This window comes from Candidatus Acididesulfobacter guangdongensis (assembly GCA_004195045.1).
In the GTDB taxonomy this organism is placed as follows: domain Bacteria; phylum SZUA-79; class SZUA-79; order Acidulodesulfobacterales; family Acidulodesulfobacteraceae; genus Acididesulfobacter; species Acididesulfobacter guangdongensis.
Window position 1 is genome coordinate 37,027 of record SGBC01000002.1, and the last position, 25,458, is coordinate 62,484.

Annotated in this window: 18 protein-coding genes; 15 read left to right on the forward strand and 3 right to left on the reverse strand. The window is 34.0% G+C overall.

The window, feature by feature from the left end; translation table 11 throughout:
* From EVJ46_04375 to EVJ46_04430, 12 genes are all read left to right on the forward strand, one after another.
* Nucleotides 1-2,658 (forward strand): pyruvate, phosphate dikinase, encoded by a 2,658-nt coding sequence (locus EVJ46_04375; protein ID RZD16276.1) that lies wholly within the window; start codon nucleotides 1-3, stop codon nucleotides 2,656-2,658.
* Entirely contained in the window at nucleotides 2,648-6,001 is a 3,354-nt protein-coding gene (mfd, locus tag EVJ46_04380; protein RZD16277.1) for a transcription-repair coupling factor, read from the forward strand. The genes EVJ46_04375 and mfd overlap by 11 nt, the downstream gene beginning before the upstream one ends.
* Nucleotides 6,002-6,081: 80 nt before the next feature.
* A complete protein-coding gene (locus tag EVJ46_04385) occupies nucleotides 6,082-7,032 on the forward strand; it encodes a hypothetical protein (GenBank protein RZD16278.1) in 951 nt (316 codons plus the stop codon).
* Between the two features lie 81 nt (nucleotides 7,033-7,113).
* The gene (locus tag EVJ46_04390; GenBank protein ID RZD16279.1) at nucleotides 7,114-8,154 is read left to right on the forward strand and encodes a hypothetical protein; all 1,041 of its coding nucleotides are present in this window, start codon (nucleotides 7,114-7,116) and stop codon (nucleotides 8,152-8,154) included.
* Between the two features lie 52 nt (nucleotides 8,155-8,206).
* Nucleotides 8,207-9,256: a 4-hydroxythreonine-4-phosphate dehydrogenase PdxA gene (pdxA, locus tag EVJ46_04395; GenBank protein ID RZD16280.1), complete on the forward strand. Its 1,050-nt coding sequence runs from the start codon at nucleotides 8,207-8,209 to the stop codon at nucleotides 9,254-9,256.
* The gene (gene uvrA / locus EVJ46_04400; GenBank protein RZD16281.1) at nucleotides 9,241-12,081 is read left to right on the forward strand and encodes an excinuclease ABC subunit UvrA; all 2,841 of its coding nucleotides are present in this window, start codon (nucleotides 9,241-9,243) and stop codon (nucleotides 12,079-12,081) included. Before pdxA ends, uvrA begins: the two co-directional genes overlap by 16 nt.
* Before the next feature lie 188 nt (nucleotides 12,082-12,269).
* On the forward strand, nucleotides 12,270-12,794 hold the full coding sequence (locus EVJ46_04405; protein RZD16282.1) for a ubiquinol-cytochrome c reductase iron-sulfur subunit: 525 nt from the start codon (nucleotides 12,270-12,272) through the stop codon (nucleotides 12,792-12,794).
* Entirely contained in the window at nucleotides 12,794-13,900 is a 1,107-nt protein-coding gene (locus EVJ46_04410; GenBank protein RZD16283.1) for a cytochrome bc complex cytochrome b subunit, read from the forward strand. Before EVJ46_04405 ends, EVJ46_04410 begins: the two co-directional genes overlap by 1 nt.
* Before the next feature lie 738 nt (nucleotides 13,901-14,638).
* The gene (locus EVJ46_04415) at nucleotides 14,639-15,865 is read left to right on the forward strand and encodes a cytochrome c (protein ID RZD16638.1); all 1,227 of its coding nucleotides are present in this window, start codon (nucleotides 14,639-14,641) and stop codon (nucleotides 15,863-15,865) included.
* Nucleotides 15,866-16,094: 229 nt separating this feature from the next.
* Nucleotides 16,095-16,310, forward strand: coding sequence for an AtpZ/AtpI family protein (locus EVJ46_04420; GenBank protein RZD16284.1), 216 nt, complete (start codon nucleotides 16,095-16,097; stop codon nucleotides 16,308-16,310).
* A 552-nt stretch (nucleotides 16,311-16,862) separates the two neighbouring features.
* Complete coding sequence (gene atpB / locus EVJ46_04425; protein RZD16285.1) at nucleotides 16,863-17,531, forward strand: ATP synthase F0 subunit A; 669 nt, start codon at nucleotides 16,863-16,865, stop codon at nucleotides 17,529-17,531.
* Nucleotides 17,532-17,732: 201 nt separating this feature from the next.
* Nucleotides 17,733-17,996 carry a F0F1 ATP synthase subunit C gene (locus EVJ46_04430; protein ID RZD16639.1) on the forward strand — a complete coding sequence of 88 codons (264 nt, stop codon included), beginning with the start codon at nucleotides 17,733-17,735 and terminating at the stop codon, nucleotides 17,994-17,996.
* 306 nt (nucleotides 17,997-18,302) lie between these two features.
* On the opposite strand, the gene EVJ46_04435 is transcribed toward EVJ46_04430, so the two are convergent.
* Complete coding sequence (locus EVJ46_04435) at nucleotides 18,303-20,675, reverse strand: plasma-membrane proton-efflux P-type ATPase (GenBank protein ID RZD16286.1); 2,373 nt, start codon at nucleotides 20,673-20,675, stop codon at nucleotides 18,303-18,305.
* Nucleotides 20,676-21,003: 328 nt separating this feature from the next.
* On the opposite strand from EVJ46_04435, the gene EVJ46_04440 reads away from it, so the two are divergent.
* The 3 genes from EVJ46_04440 (at nucleotide 21,004) to EVJ46_04450 (ending at nucleotide 23,695) form a co-directional block, all read left to right on the forward strand.
* Nucleotides 21,004-22,170, forward strand: a complete 1,167-nt coding sequence (locus EVJ46_04440) for an iron-containing alcohol dehydrogenase (GenBank protein RZD16287.1) — start codon at nucleotides 21,004-21,006, stop codon at nucleotides 22,168-22,170.
* A gap of 475 nt (nucleotides 22,171-22,645) precedes the next feature.
* On the forward strand, nucleotides 22,646-22,996 hold the full coding sequence (locus tag EVJ46_04445; GenBank protein RZD16288.1) for a hypothetical protein: 351 nt from the start codon (nucleotides 22,646-22,648) through the stop codon (nucleotides 22,994-22,996).
* 78 nt (nucleotides 22,997-23,074) lie between these two features.
* Complete coding sequence (locus tag EVJ46_04450; protein ID RZD16289.1) at nucleotides 23,075-23,695, forward strand: TetR/AcrR family transcriptional regulator; 621 nt, start codon at nucleotides 23,075-23,077, stop codon at nucleotides 23,693-23,695.
* A gap of 88 nt (nucleotides 23,696-23,783) precedes the next feature.
* Here the strand turns inward: EVJ46_04450 and EVJ46_04455 are convergent, their stop codons facing one another.
* Entirely contained in the window at nucleotides 23,784-24,551 is a 768-nt protein-coding gene (locus EVJ46_04455; protein ID RZD16290.1) for a cytochrome c biogenesis protein CcdA, read from the reverse strand.
* A gap of 32 nt (nucleotides 24,552-24,583) precedes the next feature.
* Nucleotides 24,584-25,183: a TlpA family protein disulfide reductase gene (locus EVJ46_04460; GenBank protein RZD16291.1), complete on the reverse strand. Its 600-nt coding sequence runs from the start codon at nucleotides 25,181-25,183 to the stop codon at nucleotides 24,584-24,586.
* Between the last annotated feature and the right edge of the window lie 275 nt (nucleotides 25,184-25,458).

Here is a 25,458-nt window from a genome sequence, read left to right on the forward strand (position 1 = left end):
ATGGCGCAATATGTATATTTCTTCGGCAATAAATATGCTGATGGCGATGGTTCTATGAAAAATTTATTGGGAGGTAAAGGCGCTGGATTAGCTGAAATGACAAAACTTGGCATAAGAGTTCCAGCCGGTTTTACCATTACTACGGAGGTATGTACTTATTTTTATGAACACGGCAGAAAATACCCTGAAGACCTAGAGAATAAATTGCAGGTCAATTTAGAGACTGTTGAAAAGACTATGGGGACAAAATTCGGCGACGCTGAGAACCCTTTGCTGGTATCCGTTAGAAGCGGAGCCAGAATTTCTATGCCCGGAATGATGGATACCGTCCTTAATCTTGGTTTAAACGATGAAACAATAAAAGGCTTAATTAAAAAATCAGGCAATGAAAGATTTGCCTACGATACATACAGAAGATTTATTCAGATGTTTTCAAACGTTGTTCTCGGTTTAGATTCTAAAATTATGGAATCAATATTAGAGAAGAAAAAGAAAGAAAAAAATGTTCACAACGATAACGAACTTAGTGCACCGGATTTAAAAGAGCTTGTATATAAATTTAAAGATGTCGTAAAAGAACAGAAGGGGATAGACTTTCCGGATGACCCGTACAAACAACTATGGATGGGCATCTCTGCGGTATTTGAATCATGGAATGTTCCAAGAGCTATTACATATAGAAAATTAAATCATATACCGGAAGATTGGGGAACTGCCGTAAATGTTGTTTCTATGGTGTACGGAAATATGGGTAATAATTCAGGCACAGGCGTCGCTTTTACGAGAAACCCTTCAACAGGCGAAAACGGGTTTTACGGCGAGTATCTAATTAACGCGCAAGGTGAAGATGTTGTAGCAGGCATAAGAACGCCGCAGCCTATAAATAATATGTCAAAGAAGAATAAAAACGACGTATCATTGGAAGAGGCATTGCCTTCGGTATACAAAGAGCTTATAGAGTACGCAAAAATTCTTGAAAATCATTATAAAGATATGCTTGATCTGGAGTTTACTATTCAGGAAGGAATTCTGTATATGCTTCAGGTGCGTTCAGGTAAAAGAACCGCAAAAGCATCGGTGAGAATCGCTCTTGATATGTATAACGAAGGTTTAATCGATAAAAAAACGGCTGTTTTAAGAGTAGACCCTAATTCAATTGTTCAGCTGCTCTATCCTTCAGTAGATCCAAAATCAAAAAAAGATGTTATCGCAAAAGGTTTGCCCGCTTCTCCGGGAGCTGCAAGCGGAGAAGTTGTATTTTCTGCAGAAGAAGCGGAGGCAGAATCAAAAAAAGGTAAAAAAGTTATTCTTGTAAGAATGGAAACATCACCTGAAGATATACACGGAATGAGCGTTTCAGAAGGAATACTAACCGCAAGGGGCGGTATGACTTCACACGCTGCCGTTGTTGCAAGAGGCATGGGTAAATGCGCCATAACCGGGTGTTCCGCTCTTGAAATTAATGAAAAGAAAGGCGAAATAATTATAGGCGAAAGAGTTGTAAAAAAAGGAGATACTATCACGTTAAACGGTTCTACCGGAGAAGTTTATTACGGAAACGTAGATATGATAAGAAGCGAATTAAATGACGATTTTCTTACGATAATGGGTTTTGCGAACGGGCTTAAAAAATTAAAAATACGGGCTAACGCCGATACTCCAGAAGATGCGAAAGTTGCCAGAAATTACAGTGCCGAAGGCATAGGGCTCTGCAGAACAGAGCATATGTTTTTTAAAGGCGATAGAATTAAAGCAGTCAGAGAAATGATTTTAGCCGATTCAAAAGAAGAAAGAGAAAAAGCCCTTAGAAAACTGCTGCCTATGCAAAAAGGCGATTTTTTAGATATATACAACGAAATGAAAGGATATTCCGTTACAATAAGACTTTTAGATCCTCCTCTGCATGAGTTTCTGCCTAAAACAGAAGAAGAAATAAAAGAACTTGCCGGAATAATGAATGTTTCATTTGATAAATTAAATACAAAAGCAAATTCTCTGCATGAAATCAATCCTATGTTGGGACACAGGGGATGCAGGCTCGGAATAAGCTATCCGGAAATATATGAAATGCAGGTAGAAGCAATTATGGAGGCTGCATGCGATTTTTATTCGCAGGGTAATGAAATAATTCCTGAAATTATGATACCTGTTGTAGGTATTTATGAAGAAATAAGAATATTGAAAGCTATGGTGGATAAAAAAGCAAATGAGGTTATGGCATCCAGAGGGGTTAAACTGAATTATCTTGTAGGTACAATGATAGAACTTCCAAGGGCATGCGTTATAGCCGGCGATATTGCCAAAGAAGCTGAATTCTTTTCATTTGGAACAAACGACCTTACACAGACTACATTTGGTTTTTCCAGGGATGACATAGGTTCTTTTTTGCCTGATTATTTAGAAAGAAATGTTTTAAAAACAGACCCGTTTATCGAACTTGACAGGGAAGGGGTAGGCAGTTTAATGAAAATTGCGGTTGAAGGCGGAAAAAAGACAAGGAAAGACATTAAACTCGGAATATGCGGCGAACATGGCGGAGATCCAAGTTCTATTGAGTTTTGTCATATTTTAGGTTTAAATTACGCAAGCTGTTCTCCGTTTAGAGTGCCGGTTGCAATAATTGCCGCTGCCCATGCTGCAATAAAAAATGATAAATAATTTAAATACAGACAAAAACATCTTAAATATTTTATCGGCATTCGCATTAGAAGCGTCTGAGCTTATAGACGGCAATGCCGATGCCGGCGGTGTTTCTATTTTTATATGCAAAAGTGCATATACTGCAAGAAACTTGTATAAAGATATGAATTTATTATCCTGCCGCCGGTCTGCTTTTTTTGAAAAAAATGGTGAAGTTAAGCAGACAATTTCAATTGAAACTAAGCATAAAAAAGCGGTTCTGTGCGAAGAAATAATTCCGGCAAGCATTTTATATACACTGCTGAATAGCGAATCAAACAAAGATGCTAATATTGCCGTCAGTTTAATACTCACCTATCAATCATTTTTAAGCAATGTTCCTTCCCTGCTTGATATTGACGAGACGATTATAAAAGTAAAAAAAGGACATATTTTAGACAGAAATAATTTAATTGATGCATTATTAGCTTTCGGATATGAGAAAACAGAGTATATTCAGGACCCGTTTCAATTTTCTGTCAGGGGAGAATTAATAGATATATACGGAGGCGAAACCGATAGCCCTGTAAGAATTGATTTTTTTGACGACGAAGTTCAGGATATAAGATATTTTGACATAAACAGTCAAAGAAGTATTCATAAAATAGATAACTATATAATATTCCCGTTAAAAGACAATGTACTGAAAAAAAAATTAAATATACTTGAGCTTATTGAAAAACCGCTAATTTTTGCTGAAGAATCTGATTTAAATAATAATAAAGGAAACATAAATGAAGTAATAAATATTATTGACAGGAATAATAGCCGGCGTATCAATAACAATGATCCAGCAAATCAGGATGAACTAAATTTTACGGTAAATGCCGCCACAGGTTGTAATAGCGAAATTGACGTTCTTGAAAATCAGCTTAATAATTTATTAAAAAAATATAATAATGATATTTTTTATTTTAATTTAAATACAGATGGAAGTTATATACGCTCTGCAAAAAATTACTATAAATTAGATTATTATTCTGATGATTTTTTTTCTAAAAAACGTAAATTTCTCATTTCACCGGAACAGCATCCGTCTGAAAAACGCAAGGATATTATTGACGAGAATGAATTTAAAAAAGAAATAAATAACGCAGATTTCTTTGAAAATATCAGAGAGCTAAATCCCGGCGATTTTGTAGTTCATGTTAATCATGGCATAGGGAAATTTACAGGAATAAAAACAATCACATCGGGAAATTTGACCGCCGATTATTTTGAAATTATTTATGCCGGAGGCGACAAAGTATATGTTCCTTCCGAAAAAATATATCTCATACATAAATATATAAATTCAGGAGAATCGGAACCTGAATTAAATAAATTAGGAACCAGAACATGGGAAAAATCGAAGAAAAAAGCTAAAGAAAAAATCGAAGAGATAGCTAAAGACCTTATTGAATTATATGCTAAAAGAAAATCGGAACAGGGATTTGCTTTTTCAAAAGAAGATGAATCTTACAGGGAGTTTGAAGAAAATTTTGAATATGAGGAAACAGAAGACCAGATTAAAGCAATAAAAGATGTTCTTGCAGATATGGAATCTAATAAACCTATGGACAGATTAGTTTGCGGAGATGTCGGTTACGGCAAAACGGAAGTTGCGATACGAGCCGCTTTTAAAGCTGCGATGGACGGGAAGCAGGTAGTATTTTTAGCTCCTACGACTTTATTAGTCGAACAGCATTTCACTAATTTTACAAAACGTTTTGAAAAATATCCGATTAAAATTGCTTATTTATCCAGATTTATGTCTGCAAAGAAAGAAAAAGAAACGGTAAAATTAATAGAAAGCGGCAAAATTGATATAATAATAGGAACGCACAAACTATTATCGGATAAAATAAAACTCAAAGACCCGGGACTTTTAGTAATCGACGAAGAACAAAAATTTGGAGCTTTCCAAAAAGAAAAATTAAAAAAATTAAAATCTTCCATTGACGTACTTGCTTTGAGCGCGACCCCCATACCGAGAACTCTTTATCTGTCGGTGTCCGGCATAAGAGACATAAGTATTCTTAATACGGCGCCTATAGGCAGAAAAAATATACACACTGTCATTTCGTTGTACAACGAAACTCTAATAAAAGAATATATTTATAGAGAAATAATGAGGGGAGGGCAGGTTTATTTCATAGATAACAGAATAGCGCATCTTGAATCCTTGCTGAATAAATTTAGCAAGTTCATGCCTGATATAAGAATTGGCGTTGCTCACGGCAGGCTTGATGCCGGCAGCCTTGAAGAAATAATGCATAAATTTTATCATAAGGAATACGATATGCTGCTCAGTACATCTATAATTGAATCCGGTCTCGACAACCCAAATGTAAATACTATTATTATAAATAATGCTGAAGGTTTAGGTTTAAGCCAGTTGTATCAATTAAGAGGCAGAGTCGGCAGGTCATATTTGCAGGCTTATTGCGTGCTGCTAACCAATTCCGAAGAGTTAACCAAAGAGCAGAATAAAAGGATTGCCGCTATAATGGAATATAATGATTTAGGCTCCGGTTTCAGATTGGCTATGGCAGATTTAGAAATAAGGGGCGCAGGCAATATTTTAGGCGGAGCCCAATCCGGCAATATAAATTCTATAGGCTTAGAAATGTGTATGCAAATGCTTAAAGACGAGATTAAAAAAATAGAAGGCAAGGTTCTTCCTTTAGAAATATTCCCGGAAGTTAAGGCTAATCTTAATATGTATATTCCAGACGGTTATATAAAAGACAGCAAGATAAAATTAAGTTTTTACCGCAGGCTGTCAACCTGCGGCAGCATTGAGGAAGTTTGCAGTATAGAAGAAGAATTAATAGATAGATTTGGAAGATACCCTGAAGAAGTTGACAATTTAATAAATGTTTCTAAGCTAAAAGTCTATATGAGAAAAATAAAAGTAAAATTTATCGATATACATAAAGAAGGATTTGATATAGAATTTTATAACCATTCAGATGAAAATAATAAAAACGGCGAAGATTTTAGACTCGAACGCGGAGAATGCCGCGGTAGATTTTACGACAGCCGTGACGAATTACGCCCTGAAACTTATATTCCTGAATTTTCCGATATACAAACATCAAATGATTTAAACGATGGAAATGTAGAATTTGCGAAAGCATTGATAAGTTTTGTTAACGACAAAGAAATATTGTCCAAATATATGATTAATTTTATTTCTGAATATAAACTAAAGATAAAGATGAAAAAAAACAAAAATGATTTAAAAGATAATAGTTATAACGCAATTGCTAACCATACCCCTGATATCGGCGCTATTATATTTATCTTGCAAGAAATAGACCGCTATGTTAATATTTAAAGTAAAATATATGTCTATTATTTACAGTGCTTATAACTGTGTAATTATTAAAAAATTTAAATTATTTCAGGAGAAACTAAATGTATTTCGGGAAGAAAAACGGCAAAGTCAATTTGTCAAAAAAATCAGAATTAACTAAAAGATTTTCAAAAATTATTGTATTTAGTTTATTTTTATTTGCAATATCTTTCGGACTTTACGGGTGCGCAAAAAAACCTGCTCCTTCGTCGAAGGTTTTAGCAACAGTAAACGGTAAACCGATAACGCTCAATGAATTTAAAGCAGAGATTGCAAAATTGCCTCCTTCTGTTACGTCATTTGTATCAACGCCGCAAGGACAAAAGCGATTTCTTAAAAGTATGGTTGAAAGGCAAATTTTGGCAGATAGAGCAATTAAAGACGGACTTAATAAATCAAAGGCATATAAAATGCAGCTGTCTGATTTTAAAAAAGGTTTGCTTGTGCAGCTTTTGTTAAATGAAAAAGTGCAAAAAAAATTGGTAATTACCGATCAGGCTGCTAAGAATTTTTATAAAAAACATCTTAATACATTTAATTTGCCGTCTAAAATTAATGTAAGCTATATTCAACTTAGTTCATTAGCTGCCGCAAAAAAAGTATATGCAAATTTGCAAAAAGGGGTCTCTTTCCCAAAATTAGCAAAACAATATTCTGCGGCTCCAAATGCAAAAAGCGGAGGAGCTCTCGGCTGGATAAAATTCGGGGAGACGACGCCTTCGTTTAATCAGGCTGCATTCAGCATACCTAAAATAGGCGGTTATTCCAATATAGTACCTGTAGGCAAAAATTTTGATATCGTCAGGCTCAATAATATTTTATCAGGTAAGCCAAAACCGTTTTCTAAAATAAAAGATCAAATCATTATGATTATGAAAGAAAAAGAAGGACAAAAATTGTTTAAAAATTACCTTAACAAGGTTAAAAAAGCTTCCAAAGTTACATATTATTATAAAAATTTAGCAGCCTTAAATCAATTTAAACCATTGGCTTCAACGCCTTCTAAAAAATAATATTTGATAGTTATTAATAATTATTGTTTTTTATGTATATGTATTAACGTGTTCCAAATTTAATACGGGAAATAATAAAATATGAGTAAAAAAGTTAAGTCAAGTTATAACAGCAATAAGAGACGCATTTTTACCGCGTCTCTTATTGTATTTTTGTCGGTTTATATCTTTTTGCCCATACTGAACGCTCACGCAATTATAGCAGATCAAGTGCTGGCGGTTGTTAACAAAACTCCTATCACGTTATATGATTTTGCTAAATTTAACAAACCGGCGTTTGAGAATTACGAACAGATGCAAAAAGACGCGTCAAACGGTATATTTAACAGCAATGATGAACGAATAATGACGCAGACAAAAAAAATTATTAATTTTTTGGTCGATAAAATGCTTATAAAGCAGGAAGAACAAAAAGCCGCTCTTTACATACCGCCTAAAAAAATTGATGCTTATATTCAAGCTGTTGCGAAATCAAATAATATGACGGTGCCTGAATTTAAAAAAATGCTGAAAACTAAAGGAATTAGTTTTCATGAGTACAAAAAACAGCTTGAGAAACATTTTATGCAGTTCAGTCTCTTGAGAAAAATATACGGCAGTAAAATGAATATTACTAATGCAATGCTTCTCAACTACTACAAGAAAAATATTGAAGAATTCAGAGGCAGGGAAGAGGAAGACTTGAAACTTATATTCATTTCAGTTCCTACAGATGCAAGTAAAATATTGAGAGAAAAAATATATCATAAAATGCTTCATATCAGAAATATCGCCATTAAAGGGGCTATAAGCTTTTCATCGCTTGCATCAAAATATTCGGACGATCCTTCCGAAAAAAATGGCGGAAGAATAGGTTATGTTTATAAAGACAAATTGTCGCCGGCTTTTTCCTCGGCAGCGTTCAAATTAAAAGTAGGGCAGATAAGCAAAATAATTCCGTCAAAATTCGGTTATACACTGCTTAAGTCTGTAGGTAAAAAATATGGCTCATATAAGTCTTTCAGGCAGGTTAAATCAAGAATATTTATGCTGCTGGAAAAAATTAAAACAGATAAATATTTATCTAAACTTGTAAAAAAAGCCAGAAAAAATTCTTTTATTAAGCTTCTTTTGGTTTCTTGATTTTATCCAAAACTAATTAAATTAAAAGTGATAAATATAAAACTTAAGAAAAATGCCGTTGAAAAAAAATAATATTATCGGCATAACTATGGGAGACCCCGGCGGGATAGGACCGGAAATCTCTATTTTGTCGTGCAAATATTTTATAGAAAAAAATAACAGGATTATTATGCCCGTAATTTTTGGTTCGGCAGCATATATAGATTTTGTTAACAGTTATGTTGTTAAATCAAAATTTAAAATTAATTCTATCAGTCCGGATGTCATAAATAGCGAAGAAGACGCTTTAAAATATTATAGAAATGATTGTATCAACGTTATTAATTGTTCAGATGAGTCATATAAATCAGTCAGTTTCGGGGTTGAAAATTATAATTATGCTAAAGATACTGAAAAATTTATATTAAAGGCGGTTGAATTTGCTAAGTCGGACAAGATAAAGGGCATCGCTACGGCGCCTATCAACAAAAATATGATGTTCAAAGGCGGAGCAATGTTTCATGCTCATACGGAGCTTTTGGCTCACCTTACTTCCGAAGAAAATTATGCAATGCTTTTTTATTCAAAAGAATTGATAACCATACTTGCTACTATTCATATACCCTTAAAATTTGTTTCGCAGAAAATAACTGAAAATTTGTTAGAAAAAATTATTAATATATCTTACAGATCGCTTAGAATTGATTTTGGTATAAATAATCCGCATATTGCAGTTCTTGGGCTAAATCCTCATGCAGGAGAAAATGGAGAAATCGGAAAAGAAGAAATTAATATAATCAGTCCCGTCATTGCTGAATTTAAACGAAATAATTTTAATATAGCAGGTCCTTTTCCTTCCGACAGTTTTTATGCAAAAAGATATAAAGATTTTGATATTGTGGTATCTATGTATCATGACCAGGCATTGATCCCTTTTAAACTTTTATCATTCAATTACGGAGCCAATGTAACGGTTGGGCTGCCTATCGTCAGAACTTCACCAGTGCACGGAACTGCTTACGATATCGCAGGAAAAAATATTGCGGACGCAAGAAGTATAATCTATTCAATATTGCTTGCTTCTAAAATTGCGGATAACAGATTAAAATGGAAAGAAAAATAATAATAAAAGGCGCAAGGCAGCATAATTTAAAAAATATAAATTTAGAAATTCCCAAAGATAAACTTGTTGTTATAACCGGCTTATCAGGGTCAGGAAAATCAAGCCTTGCCTTTGACACAATATTTGCCGAAGGACAGCGAAGATATTTAGAATCTTTATCTTCTTATGCGCGGCAATTTATGGAACAGATGGATAAACCCGATGTTGATTCAATTGAAGGTTTATCTCCTACTATCTCCATTGAACAGAAATCAGTCAGTAAGAATCCCCGCTCTACAGTCGGCACAATAACAGATTTATATGATTATTTAAGGGTGCTTTTCGCAAGAATAGGGACGCCTTATTGCTATAAATGCGGCAAAAAAATTGAACCGCAAACTATAGACCAGATGATAGATGTTATTTTTGACTATGGGAAGCTCGGCGGCAGATTGATAGTTTTATCTCCGGTAGTTATAGGACGCAAAGGCGAATTTAAAACAAAATTTGAAGAATATTTAAAGCACGGATTTTCAAGAATTTACGCCGATAACGTGCAGCATAGCTTAGAAGACGATATTATTTTAGATAAAAATAAAAAACACGATATTGACGTTGTCATAGACAGGCTTGTTATAAAAAAAGAAATCAAACAAAGATTATATAATTCTATAGAAATTGCATTAAAATTATCTCTCGGTACATTAAAACTAAAATTTATAGCAGAAGATGAAAAAGAAACGGATATATTTTTGAGCGAACATTCCGTATGTTTAGATTGCGGGATCAATTACGGGAAACCGGAACCTGCGATGTTTTCTTTTAACAGTCCTGCAGGAGCATGCCCTTCTTGCGGAGGATTGGGCTATAAAACATTTTTTGATGAAGACCTGATAATTCCGGATAAAAAGCTGTCGTTAAAAGACGGCGCTATAGCCATACTAAAAAATTCAAGTCCTGTTTACAGAAATCATATTGTAAATAGTTTAGCTCTGCATTATAAGTTCAATCCGAATACGCCTTATGAAAATCTTGAAGAAAATATACAACAAATTATTTTGTATGGCTCAAACGGCGAAAAAATCGAGTTTTACGATGAACATTCAGACAAGCAAAGTTTTAATTTAAAAGAATGGGAAGGGGTTATTCCTATGCTTAAAAAGAGTCTAAATAATAATTCCGTCAATTATATTATAGACCCATATAAATTCATGAGCGAAAAGCCCTGTCCCGAATGCAGCGGGTTCAGGCTGAAAAGAGAATCCTTAAGTTATAAAATAAATAATTTATCGATAGTTGATATTACAAATTTAAGCATAAAAGATGCGCTGCATTTTTTTAAGAATATTAATCTCAATGAATATGAACTGGATATAGCCGACAGAATCATTAAAGAAATTACTGAAAGATTATCTTTTCTCGTAAATGTAGGATTGGACTATCTTACTCTTTCAAGGTCAGCCTCCACTCTTTCAGGCGGCGAATCTCAAAGAATAAGGTTGGCAACGCAGATAGGTTCCGGACTTACAGGTGTTCTATATATTTTAGACGAACCAAGTATAGGTCTTCATATGCGGGACAACGAAAGGCTTTTAAAGACTATATTTGATTTGAGAGATAAAGGCAATAGTCTGATAGTTGTAGAACATGACGAACTGACCATGCTGAAATCCGATTATATTATAGATATGGGTCCGGGAGCCGGTAAAAACGGAGGATTTGTTGTTGCTGCAGGGACTCCTGAAGAAATAATGCATAATCCGGATTCTTTGACCGGAAGATATCTAACTAAAAAATTAAAAATAGATATTCCGGCAAGAAGAAGACCTCAAGATAAAGGTTTTATAAAAATTATAGGGGCTAAAAAAAATAATTTAAAAAACATAGATGTTGCAATTCCTTTAGGCAATTTAGTCTGCGTCACTGGCGTTTCCGGTTCAGGCAAAAGTACTCTTGTTATTGACACGTTATACGAAGCAGTATCCGGCTATAAAAACGGAATAAAAGATTTTTCAAAATTTGATGTCGATTTGATTGAAAATATAAATTTGATTGAAAGAGTAATAGATATTGACCAATCCCCTATCGGAAGAACTCCTAGGTCTAATCCCGCAACCTATACAGGTATTTTTACGGTCATAAGAACCCTGTTTTCAGAGACGAAAGAATCTAAAATAAGGGGTTACCAGCCAGGGAGATTCAGTTTTAATGTCAAGGGAGGCAGATGCGAAGCTTGCGCCGGTGACGGAGTTAAAAAAATTGAGATGCTTTTTATGCCGGATGTGTATGTTACCTGCGATGTTTGCAAAGGAAAACGATATAATAGTCAAACGCTGGAAGTCAAATATAAAGATAAAAATATTTACGATGTTTTAAATATGACTTTTAAAGAAGCATACGATTTTTTCGGAAGCATACCGTCATTAGCGCATAAGATAAAATTTTTAATAGACGTAGGACTTGATTATATAACTTTAGGGCAGCTTGCGACTACCCTTTCCGGAGGAGAAGCTCAAAGAATAAAATTATCAAAAGAATTGTCCAGACCTAATGAGTTCAAAACACTTTATATATTAGACGAGCCCACGACGGGGCTGCACTTTGAAGATATAAAAAAGTTATTAAAAATTATTAATCTATTAGTAGACTCCGGAAACACCGTTGTAGTCATCGAACACAATATGGATGTGATAAAATGTGCCGATTATGTAATCGACGTGGGACCTGAGGGCGGAGACGGCGGAGGTTTTGTCGTAGCAGAAGGCAGTCCTTGCGAAATAGTATTAAATGAAGATTCATTAACAGGAAAATATTTAAAAAATGAAATAGGCATCAACAACGCATAAATACTATATATAGAACGATATTATCTGAAATATAATTATAAAAAAGTATTGACTTTAGACTGAGATAGTGATAAAAAATAAATCTTGTAATGAAATTTATTACACGATTAATATAAATACCTACAAGATTAATTTTTCAGATTAATTATTTTTAAATTCATAATATTTAAACTAAAGGGGGGTAAAAAATGGCAAAAAGCTCGGAAGAATCGCCTTCGAGGCGAACTTTTATGATGGTTGTCATTGGATTGATTTCAACAGTTATCGGTATCGCATTAGCGGTTCCTATTCTTGGTGCAGTCTTAAATCCATTGTTCAGAAAAAGAGACATTGTCTGGACAAAACTTGGCAAAATTAGTGATTTAAATTTAAAACCGTTAAACCCGAAGTTTGTTCCAGTTTATTTTAGAGTTAAAGAAGGCTGGTCCGTTAATACTTTGCCGAGACAGGTAGTTATCGTAAAGCAGGTTAACGGCGATTTGCTGTTCTTTTCTAATCAATGCACGCATTTAGGATGTCCCTTACACTGGATAGCCGCAAGACAAAAATTTTTATGCCCTTGCCATGGAGGCATGTTTAACGCAACAGGGCAGGTAGTCGGCGGACCTCCGCCAAGACCTCTTTATCAATGGGTTCATAAATTTGGCAAAGATAAGGATACTGTTTACATTCAAAATAAGTTCAAAGACAATCCAAAAGACAGGGGGATCTGATGTTTAAACAAATTCAGAACTGGTTCGATGAACGAATCGGTCTTACTAAAGTTATAGAAGAATTTAACGGTGAAAGAATACCGAGACGCGGAGGCTGGGCATATACCTTAGGAAGCCTGCTTGCTTTTCTTTTTACCGTTCAGGTAGTGACGGGCATATTTTTGCTGTTTTATTATGTTCCTTATTTTCCGATAGCAAGAAATGCCACATATTTTCTGAAGCATCACGTTGTTTTTGGAAATATATTGTTAGGTATTCATCTCTGGGGCGCCTTTACCATGATATTTGTTATACTCATACACATGGCAAGGGTATACTTTTCCGGAGCCTATAAAAAACCAAGAGAAATGCAATGGATTGCAGGTATGGTACTATTTTCCGTGGTTGTTGTCTTGGGTTTGACAGGTTATATGCTTGTCGGTAACGAGAACTCATGGTGGACGATAAACGTTCTTACAAATGTTGCTTCTCATACTCCGTTTATCGGAGGTTTTATAAGAGAAATTGCTAGAGGCGGCACCGAGACAAGCGTTTTGACTATGCAGCATATCTTTGCCGTTCACGTGTGGCTATTGCCTATTGTGGTAATAATGTTTATTCCGATACACTTATTCTTAATAAGAAAAACCGGTCATCAGGGTATGGCATTAGAATACAAAAATAGCAAAATAAGCGAAGATGATGAAAAAAGATGGCTGAAACCGGATGGAACGGTCCCTTTTTTTCCGGATCAGTTTTATAAAGACATGATTGTATCATTAGTTGTATTTGCGGTTATTTATATATTGGCGGTATATGTCGGCGCGCCTATCGGTCCTATGTACAGACCTTTGGCACTCAACTTTGCTCCTGAAGCAGACTGGTATTTCTTGGCAAACGAAGAAATACTGAAATACTTTCCGGGGCACGGACTTATTATATTTTCAACGTTCCTAATTCCTTCAATCGGTTTTGGAATATTATTTCTTCTTCCGTTTATTGACAGAACAAAGGAAAGAAGTCCGTTTAAAAGACCGGCGGCAACTGTCTTGGGAATACTCTTTCTACTTTTGTTAGTTTATTTAACATTAATAGGCGGGGAACCGAAAGCGCCGGCAACCGTTTAATTTATATTTAATAATGGACACTCAGGCGTAGATAATTAATTTTGCCGTGAACAGCAATAGCCTGAGTGGCAATTTATTATTAAATATTAATTGCTGAGTTGCTAATAACAATTATATACTTAAGAGGAGCAAATCAAGATGAATTTAGGAACAGTAGATATATTAAACCTATTTATAAATCGATTGGCATTAGGATTTATGGCAATCGCATTTATATCTCACTACATAGGGATATTTAAAAAAAACGACAGGTATTTCAGGCTTGCAAAGCCGTTAATACTTGTATCGTTGATAATTGGTACAATACAGACGATTGTTTATTTCTATTTCTTAAGCATGCTTAGAAACGGTATACCAAATTTTTGGATACTTATGAGCAAATTGCAGCCTGGAGTTATAGGATACTCAATGGATTTTCTGCTGCTGTTTTTAGTTTTGGGAGCAATATACTATGCGGGTTTTAATTCTAACCCGCAGCAAGGCAAACAGGGCTGGAATATTTTTATAGGAATATTGGCATTCGTTGCAGGATACGCTTCGGACGTTTTTTATACAATCACTGAAAGTTACACAATGGGTCCTACGCCTAAAACTGCCATAAGAACACCAATGTCAATACTGCTGTCTATCGAAAAAAATATTCAGCTTTTTGCGCTATCCGCTGCAGTTCTTGCAATTTATGCAGCAATTAGATATATCCTTTCTTCTAAGAAAGAAGACAAAGAATTTTACGATTGGATGGGTTCTTTCGCAAGCATAATAACCGTAATGTTTTTGGTAGCATATCCTATTGTCTATTTTGGATGGTTTAAACATTATAGAGCTACTTCCAGTCATGGATTTAACAGAATTATGCTTGGGAAATATCAGTGGATAATGTACGATTTCTTAGAATCGTTCGGAGGAGCATTGATTCTGAACTTTATTTATATGCTGTGGAAATTAATAAACGGAAGAGACAAGAGCAAGCCCACCGTATCAGTAGGTTTGATTGGTTTTTTTATTATAGTCGCTATTGTTGCATTGGGATTTGGAGCTCTGCCTCTTTCTATAGGTGTTTTAGGTAATATGCAGCCGGTTAAATATTTAGCCCTTGCAGGATTATTCATAACAGGATTTATGACTTTAGGTTATTATCTTAAAGATTTAACGCCAAATTTTAAGTTCGGAACTATTTCAAAAATACCGCAATTGTTCCTTATTGCAGGCGGATTATTAGTCGCCTTTAACGTTCCGCTTATGGGCTATATGAAGATAATGGCTAGAGGCAAAGACAGAATAATTTATCAGACGATGAATCTTAACGGAACGAAATACGTTGCTCCAGTTGTATATCCATGGCCGGTAAAAAAAGGATATGGAATATTGCACGATAAGTGCGTAATATGTCATACCTTGAACAGGGTTGAACGATATAACGGCAAGGCATACGGTCCGTTTAAGCATCTTGTTGAACACCAGATGAGAATAGTAAACGGCTGTCCTATTACGTTGGCAGAAGCTAAGGAAGTCGTGCATTATTTAGATTCTTTAAACATTATTGCTTATAATCAGCATCTTGAGAAAGAACATAAAAAATGGACTCCGCCAGCATCTTTGCCATGGGGCAAACCTGCTTCATCGACAACGGCAAAGGCTAAGAAATCAACAAAAAAAGTAAAAGCAGCGTCTAAAGCAAAGGCTGCCGTGAAAGTTGCGTCAGTGTCAAACGGAGCTGTTTTAAAAACCGCTGCAATGAAAATCATTGATGCTCAAGGATGCTTAGGATGTCATACAATAGACGGTAAAGGCGGTGCGGTTGGACCTAATTTATCGCAGGAAGGCAGCAGGGGCCATAGTGTGCACTGGATTGAGGTGCAAATCCAGACGCCAAGAGTTCATGACCCGTCATCGATAATGCCAGACCATCATTTGAATCCGGCACAATTGAAAACTGTAGCAACATATATAGATTCGCTAAAATAAAAATCTAAATATAGGAATGCATAGTTTAAATATTGCGTGCATGGTAAAATGTATGCGGCATGATTATTTAACAGTTATGTTTCGCTGTTTAAATCGTTGTTTATTCCTTTGATTCAAAATCAAAATAGGCATTTACTTAAAATAAAGTAAATGCCTATTTTTTAATAATTTGTCTGGATAAAGAGATAGGCAAAATATCTGTTAATAGAAAATAATAGGAATATAATAAATGGATAAACAGTTTATAAAACAAATAACCAGAATGAGTTCATTAGGTTTAAACGTTATAATTTCTTCCGTTATAGGATTTGCCATAGGATACTATTTAGATAAATATACAGGGTATGTTTATCTATTTGTAATTATTTTCACTTTAATCGGATTCATTGCTGGAATTTATGAAATTTATAAACAAATTAAAAAAGAACTTAACACAAAAATATGAAAATTATAAAAAAATAGCATCGCTAATAAATACTCCTTTCCTGGTCGGTATAATAATTTTTTTTATAATTAGTTTATTTATAGCAGTTTCAATTAAAAATTTAAATTTTATACTAAATATATTTATCGGATTGCTAATAGCTTTTGTTTTTTATGCAGATATGGGTTTATATGTTTCTAAACATATTGAAAAGAAAAATTTAAATCCTGCTATGCTCATTATTAATTTAATAAAAAACTTGCTCTTAATAACTTTTTTTTTTATAATAACATATAAATTGATTAATTATAATTATATTGGAGTTTCTATAGGCTTCACTATAATGCCTTTGTCGGTTTTTTTAGCATTGGTTTTGCATCTGATTAATAACGACTAAAGAATGGCTAAACTAAAGAATGACAAAAAATGGATAGATAGCTTAAATAAAAATATTTATCATTTATTTATTATATGTATTATATAGCTATATATAATATTGCTGCATAATATAACAAATTGTGTGAATTAAATATATAAATAATTATATAGTTAGCAAATTATGAGGTTCAATATATGTTAAAAGCGCCAATTCTGATTAATATTCCGGGAATACCTATTTACTGGACTATGACTGTTATTGTAATGATTATAATTCTTTCAGTTGCTTTCATTGTTGGAAAAAGCATGAAAGTCGTTCCCGGCGCCGTTCAAAGTTTTTTTGAACTTATCATTATCATGACGGAATATTTTCTTAGAGAAATAATCGGCGATGAAGGCGCAATGTATTTGCCGCTGATTGCTTCATTTGCTATTTTTATTTTATTTTCTAATCTGCTCGGCAGTATTCCCGGGTTTACTTCTCCTACGGCAACAATTGATACTACTGCTACATTAGCGTTGATAGTATTTGTGTTATCTCATTTTATGGGCGCAAAAAAGCACGGTTTTAAATATCTGAAAAAATTTTTAGGTCCGTTAATAGTTTTAGCGCCTATTATGATAATAATAGAAGTTATGTCGGCGCTTTCAAGACCCTTTTCGCACGCGCTGCGACTATTTGCTAATATATTTGCCGAAGAATTTATGGTGACGGTTTTATTATTTTTGCTTCCATGGGTAGTTCCGGCTATAATGATGTATATGCAAATTTTTACAGATTTCATGCAGGCTTTTGTTTTTTATCTTTTAGCAATAATTTATATAGCGCTTTCTTTAGAATCGGATGAGATGGAAGAGGTTTAGCGTTTTATAGCTTAATATATATAACTTAATAAATTAATTTAAAAATAATATTGTATTGGAGGAGAAATGTTTAAAGCTTTTTCTGTTTTAGTCGCTTTCGCACTTGTAATGTTTGAAAGCGCAAAGGTTTTTGCGGCAAATATAGCAGGTAGCACTACGGTATCCGCAGTTCATGCGGTTGTTTCTTCACATGGGGATATCATGTCTAAAAGTTTATTTTTTGGGCTGTCTGCTCTTGGTGGAGGTTTGGCTATAGGTTTAGGTGTTATTGGAGCAGGCGTAGGTATGGGAAGCGCAGTCAGAGGAGCATTGGAATCTATGGGAAGAAATCCTGCAATGGAAAAGAAACTTATCGTATGGATGATTACCGGTATGGCAATCATGGAATCGTTAGCTTTGTACGCGCTATTAATTACATTTATTTTATTTTATGCAAATCCGTTCAAAGCAATAATTTTAAAATAAGTTGATACATAAATATATCTAAAAAGCTAAGTACAAACTATTATTGAGTTTCAACATTTTGTTTTAAGCTGCCGTTCATAACTTTATGAACGGCAGCTTTTTTATTTTTAATATATGCAATTAATTATGTAATATGTAATTATTTATCACCACTTTTATTATTCTAAAATTAATTATAACCCTTTGATATTATAATATCTTATTTTTTATTTTGTAGTCCCCGTAGGCATTTTTATGCCCATAAATATAATAATATCAATATGGTGCAAGTAATTATTGTAAAGTTAGGTTAAATAATCAGAGTCATCAGCTTATTAATTTTTTCATCAGCGGAAATTTTATAAAATCTAATATAACCATATAAATGAATGTGCCAAACAACAGGCTTGCGATGTATATTAGAGAAATAGGCGCCATTAAGATACCGAAATATGCCATAAGTGTAACCGCGATTAAATCACCCAATGTAGCGAGCATCAAATAAGTGCCGGGACGGGATTTATAAAAATGCCTTCTTTCTCTAACCAGATAAACCGTTGCCTGACCGCTGAATACAAGTGCAAGAAAGACCAGGGTTTGAATCTTTGGTAGAGATAAATTCAAAACATCTGCACCTATAATATATACTAAGAATGAATAAATAAGCCACGCACCTGCGATAATCAGCGAAGCGGTTACAATCAGTTTGATATGCCATTTATCAGGTTTATTTGAATATATAACGTTATCTTCTGCCAACGACATTGTTACAAAATCATTTGCAAATATTAGAATCAGTATGAGAGTCGGGGTTGTTACAAATACTCCAAAAATTAATAAACCAAGACTTAGAAAAAAAGCAACCTGAAACGTTTTAGATATTTTATTTAAAGTATAAGTCAGCATTCTCTGATAAACCATTCTGCCGTCTTTTACGGCATCTACTATATTTTCCAGTCCGGGCTTTGTTAAAATTAAGCTTGCAGACGCTTTTGCAACGTCTGTTGCATTTGACACGGCAATGCCGACTTCTGCCTGTTTTAGGGCAGGCGCATCGTTCACTCCGTCGCCCGTCATACCGGTTATTTTTTTAAGTTTTTGTAATCCCTGAACCAAATGAAACTTGTCTTCAGGGAAGACACCGGCAAAAACATCGCAGCCGGAAGGATTTTTGAAACTTTCCCGTTTGCATATATTTTGTCCGAGTCCTATTTTAGCGGCAATTGTTTTTGCCGTCAGTTCGGTATCGCCGGTTACCATTCTTACTCTAACACCAAGATCTTTAAGTTCCTGCAATAGTTGTTTCGAATCTTCTCTCGGCGGATCAGACAAACCCAAAAGACCTACGAGAGTTAATTTTTCATCATTTTCATTGCCCATAGCCACGGCAAGCACACGAAAACCGTTTGCTTCAAAATTTTTAGATTCTTTAGAAATTAATTCTGAATTATGAGCTATTTGCGATATTACAATGGGCGAACCTTTTACTACCCTGATTTTTTGTGTATCATTAAGTTTTTCGATAATTGATTCAGACCTCTTAGTCTGAGGGTCGAAAGGTATAAATTTTAATTTTTTGCCTAATTCTATAATTTTAATTTTATTATTTTTAATATAAGAAATTATAGACATATCTATCGGGTCCTGGTCTGATTCATCAGATGCCGCCATCGCATAAGAAAAAAGTTCATTATCGCTGAATGGTTGAAAAGATTTAAAAGCTGAAAGCGTAAGAGTATTTGCCGTCAAAGTGCCGGTTTTATCGCTGCATAATTCTTCCATTGAAGCAATATCTTCGATAGCGGAAAGATGAGTCACAAGGATACCTTTTTTAGATAATTCCAACGATGCAAGCGCTGTTGCCAAAGTAAATGTGACTGGAAGGGCAACAGGGATAGAAGCAACGAGTAAAATTAAAGCAAAAGGTAAAATTTCGCCAAAATTTAATTTATATATAAAAGCATAAATTAAAATTGCTCCCACTAAGATACCGTCAATCATAATAAAGTACCTTACGATTTTCATAATGAGTTCTTCTAAATGGCCTTTGGTTTTAGCAGATTTAATGAGTTCCGCTGTTTTACCAAAATAGCTGTTTGCGCCGGTTGCTATAACTTTGCAGGTTGCTTCCCCTCTTTTAATTACCGAGCCGGAATAAATAGTCCCGCCCGGGTCACGATCGACAGGCTGAGATTCTCCTGTCAGAGAAGATTGGTCAACCATAACATTGCCTGATATTATTTCCGTATCTGCAGGTACTAAATCACCCATTCTTATATGAATAACATCTCCCGGTACTAACTGCTCCGCAGGTAATTTTATCCATTTATCGTCCCTTAAAACTCTTGTAATAATTTTAAGCTGCTGTTTCAACAGCTCTAATGCCTCATTTGCTTTGTTTTCTTGAGTAAAGGCAATAATGGCATTAAATAAAATTAAACCTATAATAATATATGCTTCCGCATATTTGCCTAAAATTAATTCTATTATAAATGTAAATTCAAGCATCCACGAAACAGGACCCCAAAATTTAGAAATAAAAATAAGTAAAGCACCTTTTTTTTGTTCCTTTATCGCATTTAATCCGTATTGTTTTAATAATTTTTCTGCTTCTTCGGATGTTAAACCTTTTATGTTTTGAACAGCATCAGATTTTAAACTTTCTGAACCGGGATTTTTTGTGATTTCATTATTAATCATATATATGCCCTCATTTCAAAAAAATATGAAAAGGTTATTAATTGAAAAAACTAAATTTGCTATTTAAAGCTGCTTACCGCAATGATGTTTTCGTTATGCGTAAAAAAATTTAAATAAATATAAATTAAATATTAATTTCCTGAAATTTATCCGATAAAATGGTAAAATATACAAATATATAGGAATAAAAATATGAATAAACTTTAACAAAATAAAATATTCACATACTTTTAATATAATTATAGCACAAATTTCACTTTTTTTGACTATTTAGGTAAATAAATGTAATTTAATCAATTATTATTGTTATCATTATGGAGGTAATGCTATGTCTTTCTCTTTTAGATTTTTTAATCCGGTGAGAATTAATTTCGGAGTTAATTCATTGCAGGATGCGGGTAAAATGTCCAGAAAATATGGTAAGAATGCGCTAATTGTAACCGGAAAATCGTCAATGCATAAATCCGGCGTACTTGACAAACTTATTGATATTTTGCAAAAATCGGATGTACGTTCAATTGTATTTTCAGATATTACACCAAACCCGACAGTCAGTGAAATAGATGCTGCAGCGGCAATAGCCAGAACAAATCATATAGATTTAATTATAGGTTTAGGCGGCGGAAGCGCGCTTGATTCAGCTAAAGCTATTGCAGTAGCTGCAAAGGGAGACAGAAGCGTCTGGGAATATCTAAAAATTGAGCCGGAAAGCGCTCTGCCTGTTATAACGATAGTTTCTACCTCTGGAACAGGGTCGGAGGTAAACAGATTTTCAGTTATGACCAATGCAAAAACAGGGGAAAAGCCAGGATTTGGATATGAATGTATGTACCCGAAAGAAGCTATTATTGACCCGGTTATTATGCAATCAATGCCTGCATATGTTACGGCGACGACCGGTTTTGATGTTTTTGTTCATTCGTTAGAAGCGTATACAGGGAGAATAAGCAATCCAATCGCTGACAGTTATTGCGAAAAGGCATTTGCTCTTTTAAAAGAGAGTTTAGTTACGGCTTATAATGAACCTGAAAATATTAAAGCAAGGACTGATATGGCAGCGGCTTCAGCTTTAGCAGGTTTAGCGATAGATTCTGCAGGAGTAGGCATAATACATGCGCTTGAGCATCCTGTATCCGGTAATTTTCCAAATATTGCTCATGGAGCAGGTTTAGCTGCTTTAACCGTCGAATCTATGAAACTGAACATCAATGATAAAACTGCAAAAGAAAAATATGCCAGAGCAGCGCATATATTTGGCAAAATTAAAGGCAATAAAACTGAGGGTGATATGGCTTATGAATTGATTGAAACCGTTAAGAAAATGCTAAAGGATGTAAATTTAAACGTAAGCCTTGAAGGCTTAAAAGTGAGCGAAGATAAATTAGAAAAAATCGCAAAAGAAGCTTTTACGACTATGGATTTTGCAGTTTTAAACAACCCTGTGCAAGTTGATGAAAATGGCGCACTGAAACTGCTTAAAGATTCCTTTAAATAATGACGCAGAGATTTATCTATAGTCCGAAGCATTATCTCATAGCTATTATTTTATTCTTAAAAATTAGATATAAAAATAGCAAAAATTATATTTAGAAATAGCAAAATCAGAGAACATTTTTATTAATTTTATAAACAAGTATTAATTTCAAAAAATTAAAAATAAATAAATATAATAAGATATCAAAGATAGATATTGGCAGATATTTGCCGACATTTGTATAGATAAATATTGACAAATGCTTGTATATATAATAAAATACAAACCAGTCGGTATTGTCTATTATTAATATTGAGAGCATTTATATTTTTAAGGGATTGTAAATAATATTTTAGTAATTTTCTTGCAACTCTGATAAATAAATATACAGGTTTTGCATTTCATATTGAGTGGTTTCATAGCCGGCAGATATAAGTTTATAGTATAAGTTTAGAAATAGAAAAGAAGTATAACTTAATTAAAAGGAGGCATTAAAATGGCAAAAGCAAAAGCATTAATTATTATTTTGTCCGGCAGCGATAATCCTGTCAAAGTAAAGCTTGGTTTAAATGTTGCATGGAGAACTAAAAACAGCGGTGCATTTGAGGACGTGAAGTTGATTTTTTTCGGACCGGGAGAAGAATTTATTGCCAAAACAGAAGATAAGGAAATCATAGAAGCTTATGAGCAGGTTTTGAGCAATAATATAATCCCGCAGGCATGCGTAGCCGTTGCGGACGGCTACGGGGTCAGCAAAATTCTGATTGATAAAAAAGTTGAATTAGTGCACGCCGGACAGGCAATTGCGCAAATTATGTCAGAAGGATATCAGCCGTTGACTTTTTAATCGGACTGTAATATATTACTTTTGTTCTAAAATAATAAAGTAAATTTTGCTGAACTGACAGCACAAGAATAACTAAACATGCTAAACACGTTAGACGTTAAGTTAAAAGACAGAAAAAGAATAGAAATAATAGATGCAGCCTATGCGCTAATGCTTGAAAAAGGCTATGAAGATATGGGTTTGCAGGATATTATAAATAATATCAGTGCAACTAAGGGCTGTATCTATTATTATTTTAAATCAAAAAAAGATATTGCCGCAGCAGTGATAGAAGAAATAATTAAGCCTTTTTTTGAGAGCGCGTGGTCAAGCGTTTATGAGTTTGATGATCCGATAGACGGAATATGCCGCATTATCGATGATGTATATTTAAATAGCGCGGACAATCTTGCTAAAACGGGATGCCCTTTAGGCAATTTAATCCTTGAATTATCCGCAAAAGATCCTACCCTGTCAATTTTAACAAATGAAATAATGATAACATGGCATGACTATATAAACAAAGCTATTCGTATAGCGAAAACGAAAAAGATTGTTAAACAGGAATTAAATGAAAGTTCCATCGCTAATTTCATAATTGCGTCATTTGAAGGATGCATTATGATTGCCAAATCTAATCATAGCAAAGAAGTATTAAAGGATTGTTTTTCCGTTTTAAAAGAGTACCTGCAATTATTAAAATGCAGCAGGTACTCCTAAAAACAGGTATCGATAAAATAGAAGAAACCATTGAACTTTTGTTGAGAACACCTTCATATCATTTCCAAATAATATCAAGAAATATGGTTTATCCGTTATACGGTATATTGTAATGAAAAGCGTTGCCGAAATACAAAGATATTATAGATAAATAATTGAAAAATATTAATATTCCCACGGCTACTAAAATAACCCCGCTTATAACCGATATAGTCTTTATAAAAGGTCTTATCTTTTTAAACGCCGATAAGAATAAATTTAACGATACAGAGCTTATAAAAAAAGGAACGGCGAGCCCCATAGCGTAAACAAACAACAGTTCTGCTCCAGCCGTCGTATTGTGCATGGTTGAAGCGATAAAAAGAATAGATGCGAGTATCGGTCCGATGCACGGTGTCCAAGCTGCTGCGAATACGACGCCCACAAGAACGGAGCCGATAAGTCCCAGCGGTTTATTTTTAATATTTATATTGACGTCGGCGTTCATAAAAGACAGAAATTTTATCTTGTTAAAAGCCCCCAGAACAAACAATCCCATAATTATTATAAAAATACCCGCTATTCTCATAAGCCATATTGAATGAAGCAGGCTCCCTACGGCGCTTGAAAATACGCCTAACAGAACAAATACTATCGTAAATCCCAAGATAAACATCAATGAATGTTTAACCGCCGTAAATTTAATTTTAGGCTTGTCCTTTGACGCTTCAGCACCCGTCAATTCTTTAACCGACAAACCTGATATATAAGACAGATAGGATGGTATTAACGGAAAAACGCAAGGACTTATAAAAGAAAATAGTCCCGCTAAAAATGCTACTAAAAATGACACATTAGGCGCAAAAAAAGAATTCATATATAAATTACCTCCAAATTGTATTGTAATTATTATTTATTATATTTCTTAAAGTAGTAGCTTAAAAATCCTGGCGGAAGTTCGCCGGTAAAATGCGCCACAATGTCGCCCTGCTTGTCTATTATAAAAGATTGCGGTATCTCGCTTATTTTACCGTAAGCTTTTTCTATTCCGTAATTTGCCATACCTATAGGATATGTTATATGTCCGCCGTCAAAATGTTTAAAAAAATTGCGAACCGCTTCAGGTCCGCTGTTGTTCACAGACAGCCCTATAACACGCAGACCCTCATTTTTATGAGCCTTATAAAATTTTTCAATCCCGGGCATTTCAGCACGGCATGGCGGACACCACGTAGCAAAAAAATTAATTAAGATTACGTGTCCGCGAAATTTTTTAAGAGATAAAATTTTATCTGGATAATTAATACTTTTAACCGTGAATTGAGGCGCAAAAGTTTCATTGCCTGATTTATTTATTTTAATAGCTTTAGCTGTGTGCTCAAACCAGCTCCGATTTTTTATTATCGCTAAAGAACCTGCAAAAGCAATCAGTACGGCTGCCGAAATTATTATCCATAATTTGTATTTATATTTATTAGAATATTTCAGTTTATTTGGTTTATTTTTCATAACAGATACACCTCTATTATTTAAGCATATTATTAATTGTATAATTTTAATTTTATGCTTCGTTAACTTATCTTAGCATAAAGCAAAATGATATTAGAAAAAAATTATATAAAATTATATATTTTTACTAACGAAATAGCAGTCTTAAGTTTTAACAGATTTAAATTAAATTAGATTAATTTATGAAAATGGAATGAAGGTAAGAAAATTTTGGAGGATGAACGATAGGAAATATAAATAATGTTTGAAGAAAAATATAGAGCATAGCCGCTAAT

Excerpts from the sequence above, each read along its gene's own strand:
- EVJ46_04410 (RZD16283.1), top strand. The coding sequence starts at position 12,794 with ATGTTTAAACAAATTCAGAACTGGTTCGATGAACGAATCGGTCTTACT.
- EVJ46_04430 (RZD16639.1), top strand. The coding sequence starts at position 17,733 with ATGTCTAAAAGTTTATTTTTTGGGCTGTCTGCTCTTGGTGGAGGTTTG.
- EVJ46_04415 (RZD16638.1), top strand. The coding sequence starts at position 14,639 with ATGGGTTCTTTCGCAAGCATAATAACCGTAATGTTTTTGGTAGCATAT.
- EVJ46_04390 (RZD16279.1), top strand. The coding sequence starts at position 7,114 with ATGAGTAAAAAAGTTAAGTCAAGTTATAACAGCAATAAGAGACGCATT.
- EVJ46_04460 (RZD16291.1), bottom strand. The coding sequence starts at position 25,183 with ATGAAAAATAAACCAAATAAACTGAAATATTCTAATAAATATAAATAC.
- EVJ46_04385 (RZD16278.1), top strand. The coding sequence starts at position 6,082 with ATGTATTTCGGGAAGAAAAACGGCAAAGTCAATTTGTCAAAAAAATCA.
- pdxA (RZD16280.1), top strand. The coding sequence starts at position 8,207 with ATGCCGTTGAAAAAAAATAATATTATCGGCATAACTATGGGAGACCCC.
- EVJ46_04445 (RZD16288.1), top strand. The coding sequence starts at position 22,646 with ATGGCAAAAGCAAAAGCATTAATTATTATTTTGTCCGGCAGCGATAAT.
- EVJ46_04440 (RZD16287.1), top strand. The coding sequence starts at position 21,004 with ATGTCTTTCTCTTTTAGATTTTTTAATCCGGTGAGAATTAATTTCGGA.
- atpB (RZD16285.1), top strand. The coding sequence starts at position 16,863 with ATGTTAAAAGCGCCAATTCTGATTAATATTCCGGGAATACCTATTTAC.
- EVJ46_04455 (RZD16290.1), bottom strand. The coding sequence starts at position 24,551 with ATGAATTCTTTTTTTGCGCCTAATGTGTCATTTTTAGTAGCATTTTTA.
- EVJ46_04405 (RZD16282.1), top strand. The coding sequence starts at position 12,270 with ATGGCAAAAAGCTCGGAAGAATCGCCTTCGAGGCGAACTTTTATGATG.
- EVJ46_04450 (RZD16289.1), top strand. The coding sequence starts at position 23,075 with ATGCTAAACACGTTAGACGTTAAGTTAAAAGACAGAAAAAGAATAGAA.
- mfd (RZD16277.1), top strand. The coding sequence starts at position 2,648 with ATGATAAATAATTTAAATACAGACAAAAACATCTTAAATATTTTATCG.
- EVJ46_04375 (RZD16276.1), top strand. The coding sequence starts at position 1 with ATGGCGCAATATGTATATTTCTTCGGCAATAAATATGCTGATGGCGAT.
- EVJ46_04420 (RZD16284.1), top strand. The coding sequence starts at position 16,095 with ATGGATAAACAGTTTATAAAACAAATAACCAGAATGAGTTCATTAGGT.
- EVJ46_04435 (RZD16286.1), bottom strand. The coding sequence starts at position 20,675 with ATGATTAATAATGAAATCACAAAAAATCCCGGTTCAGAAAGTTTAAAA.
- uvrA (RZD16281.1), top strand. The coding sequence starts at position 9,241 with ATGGAAAGAAAAATAATAATAAAAGGCGCAAGGCAGCATAATTTAAAA.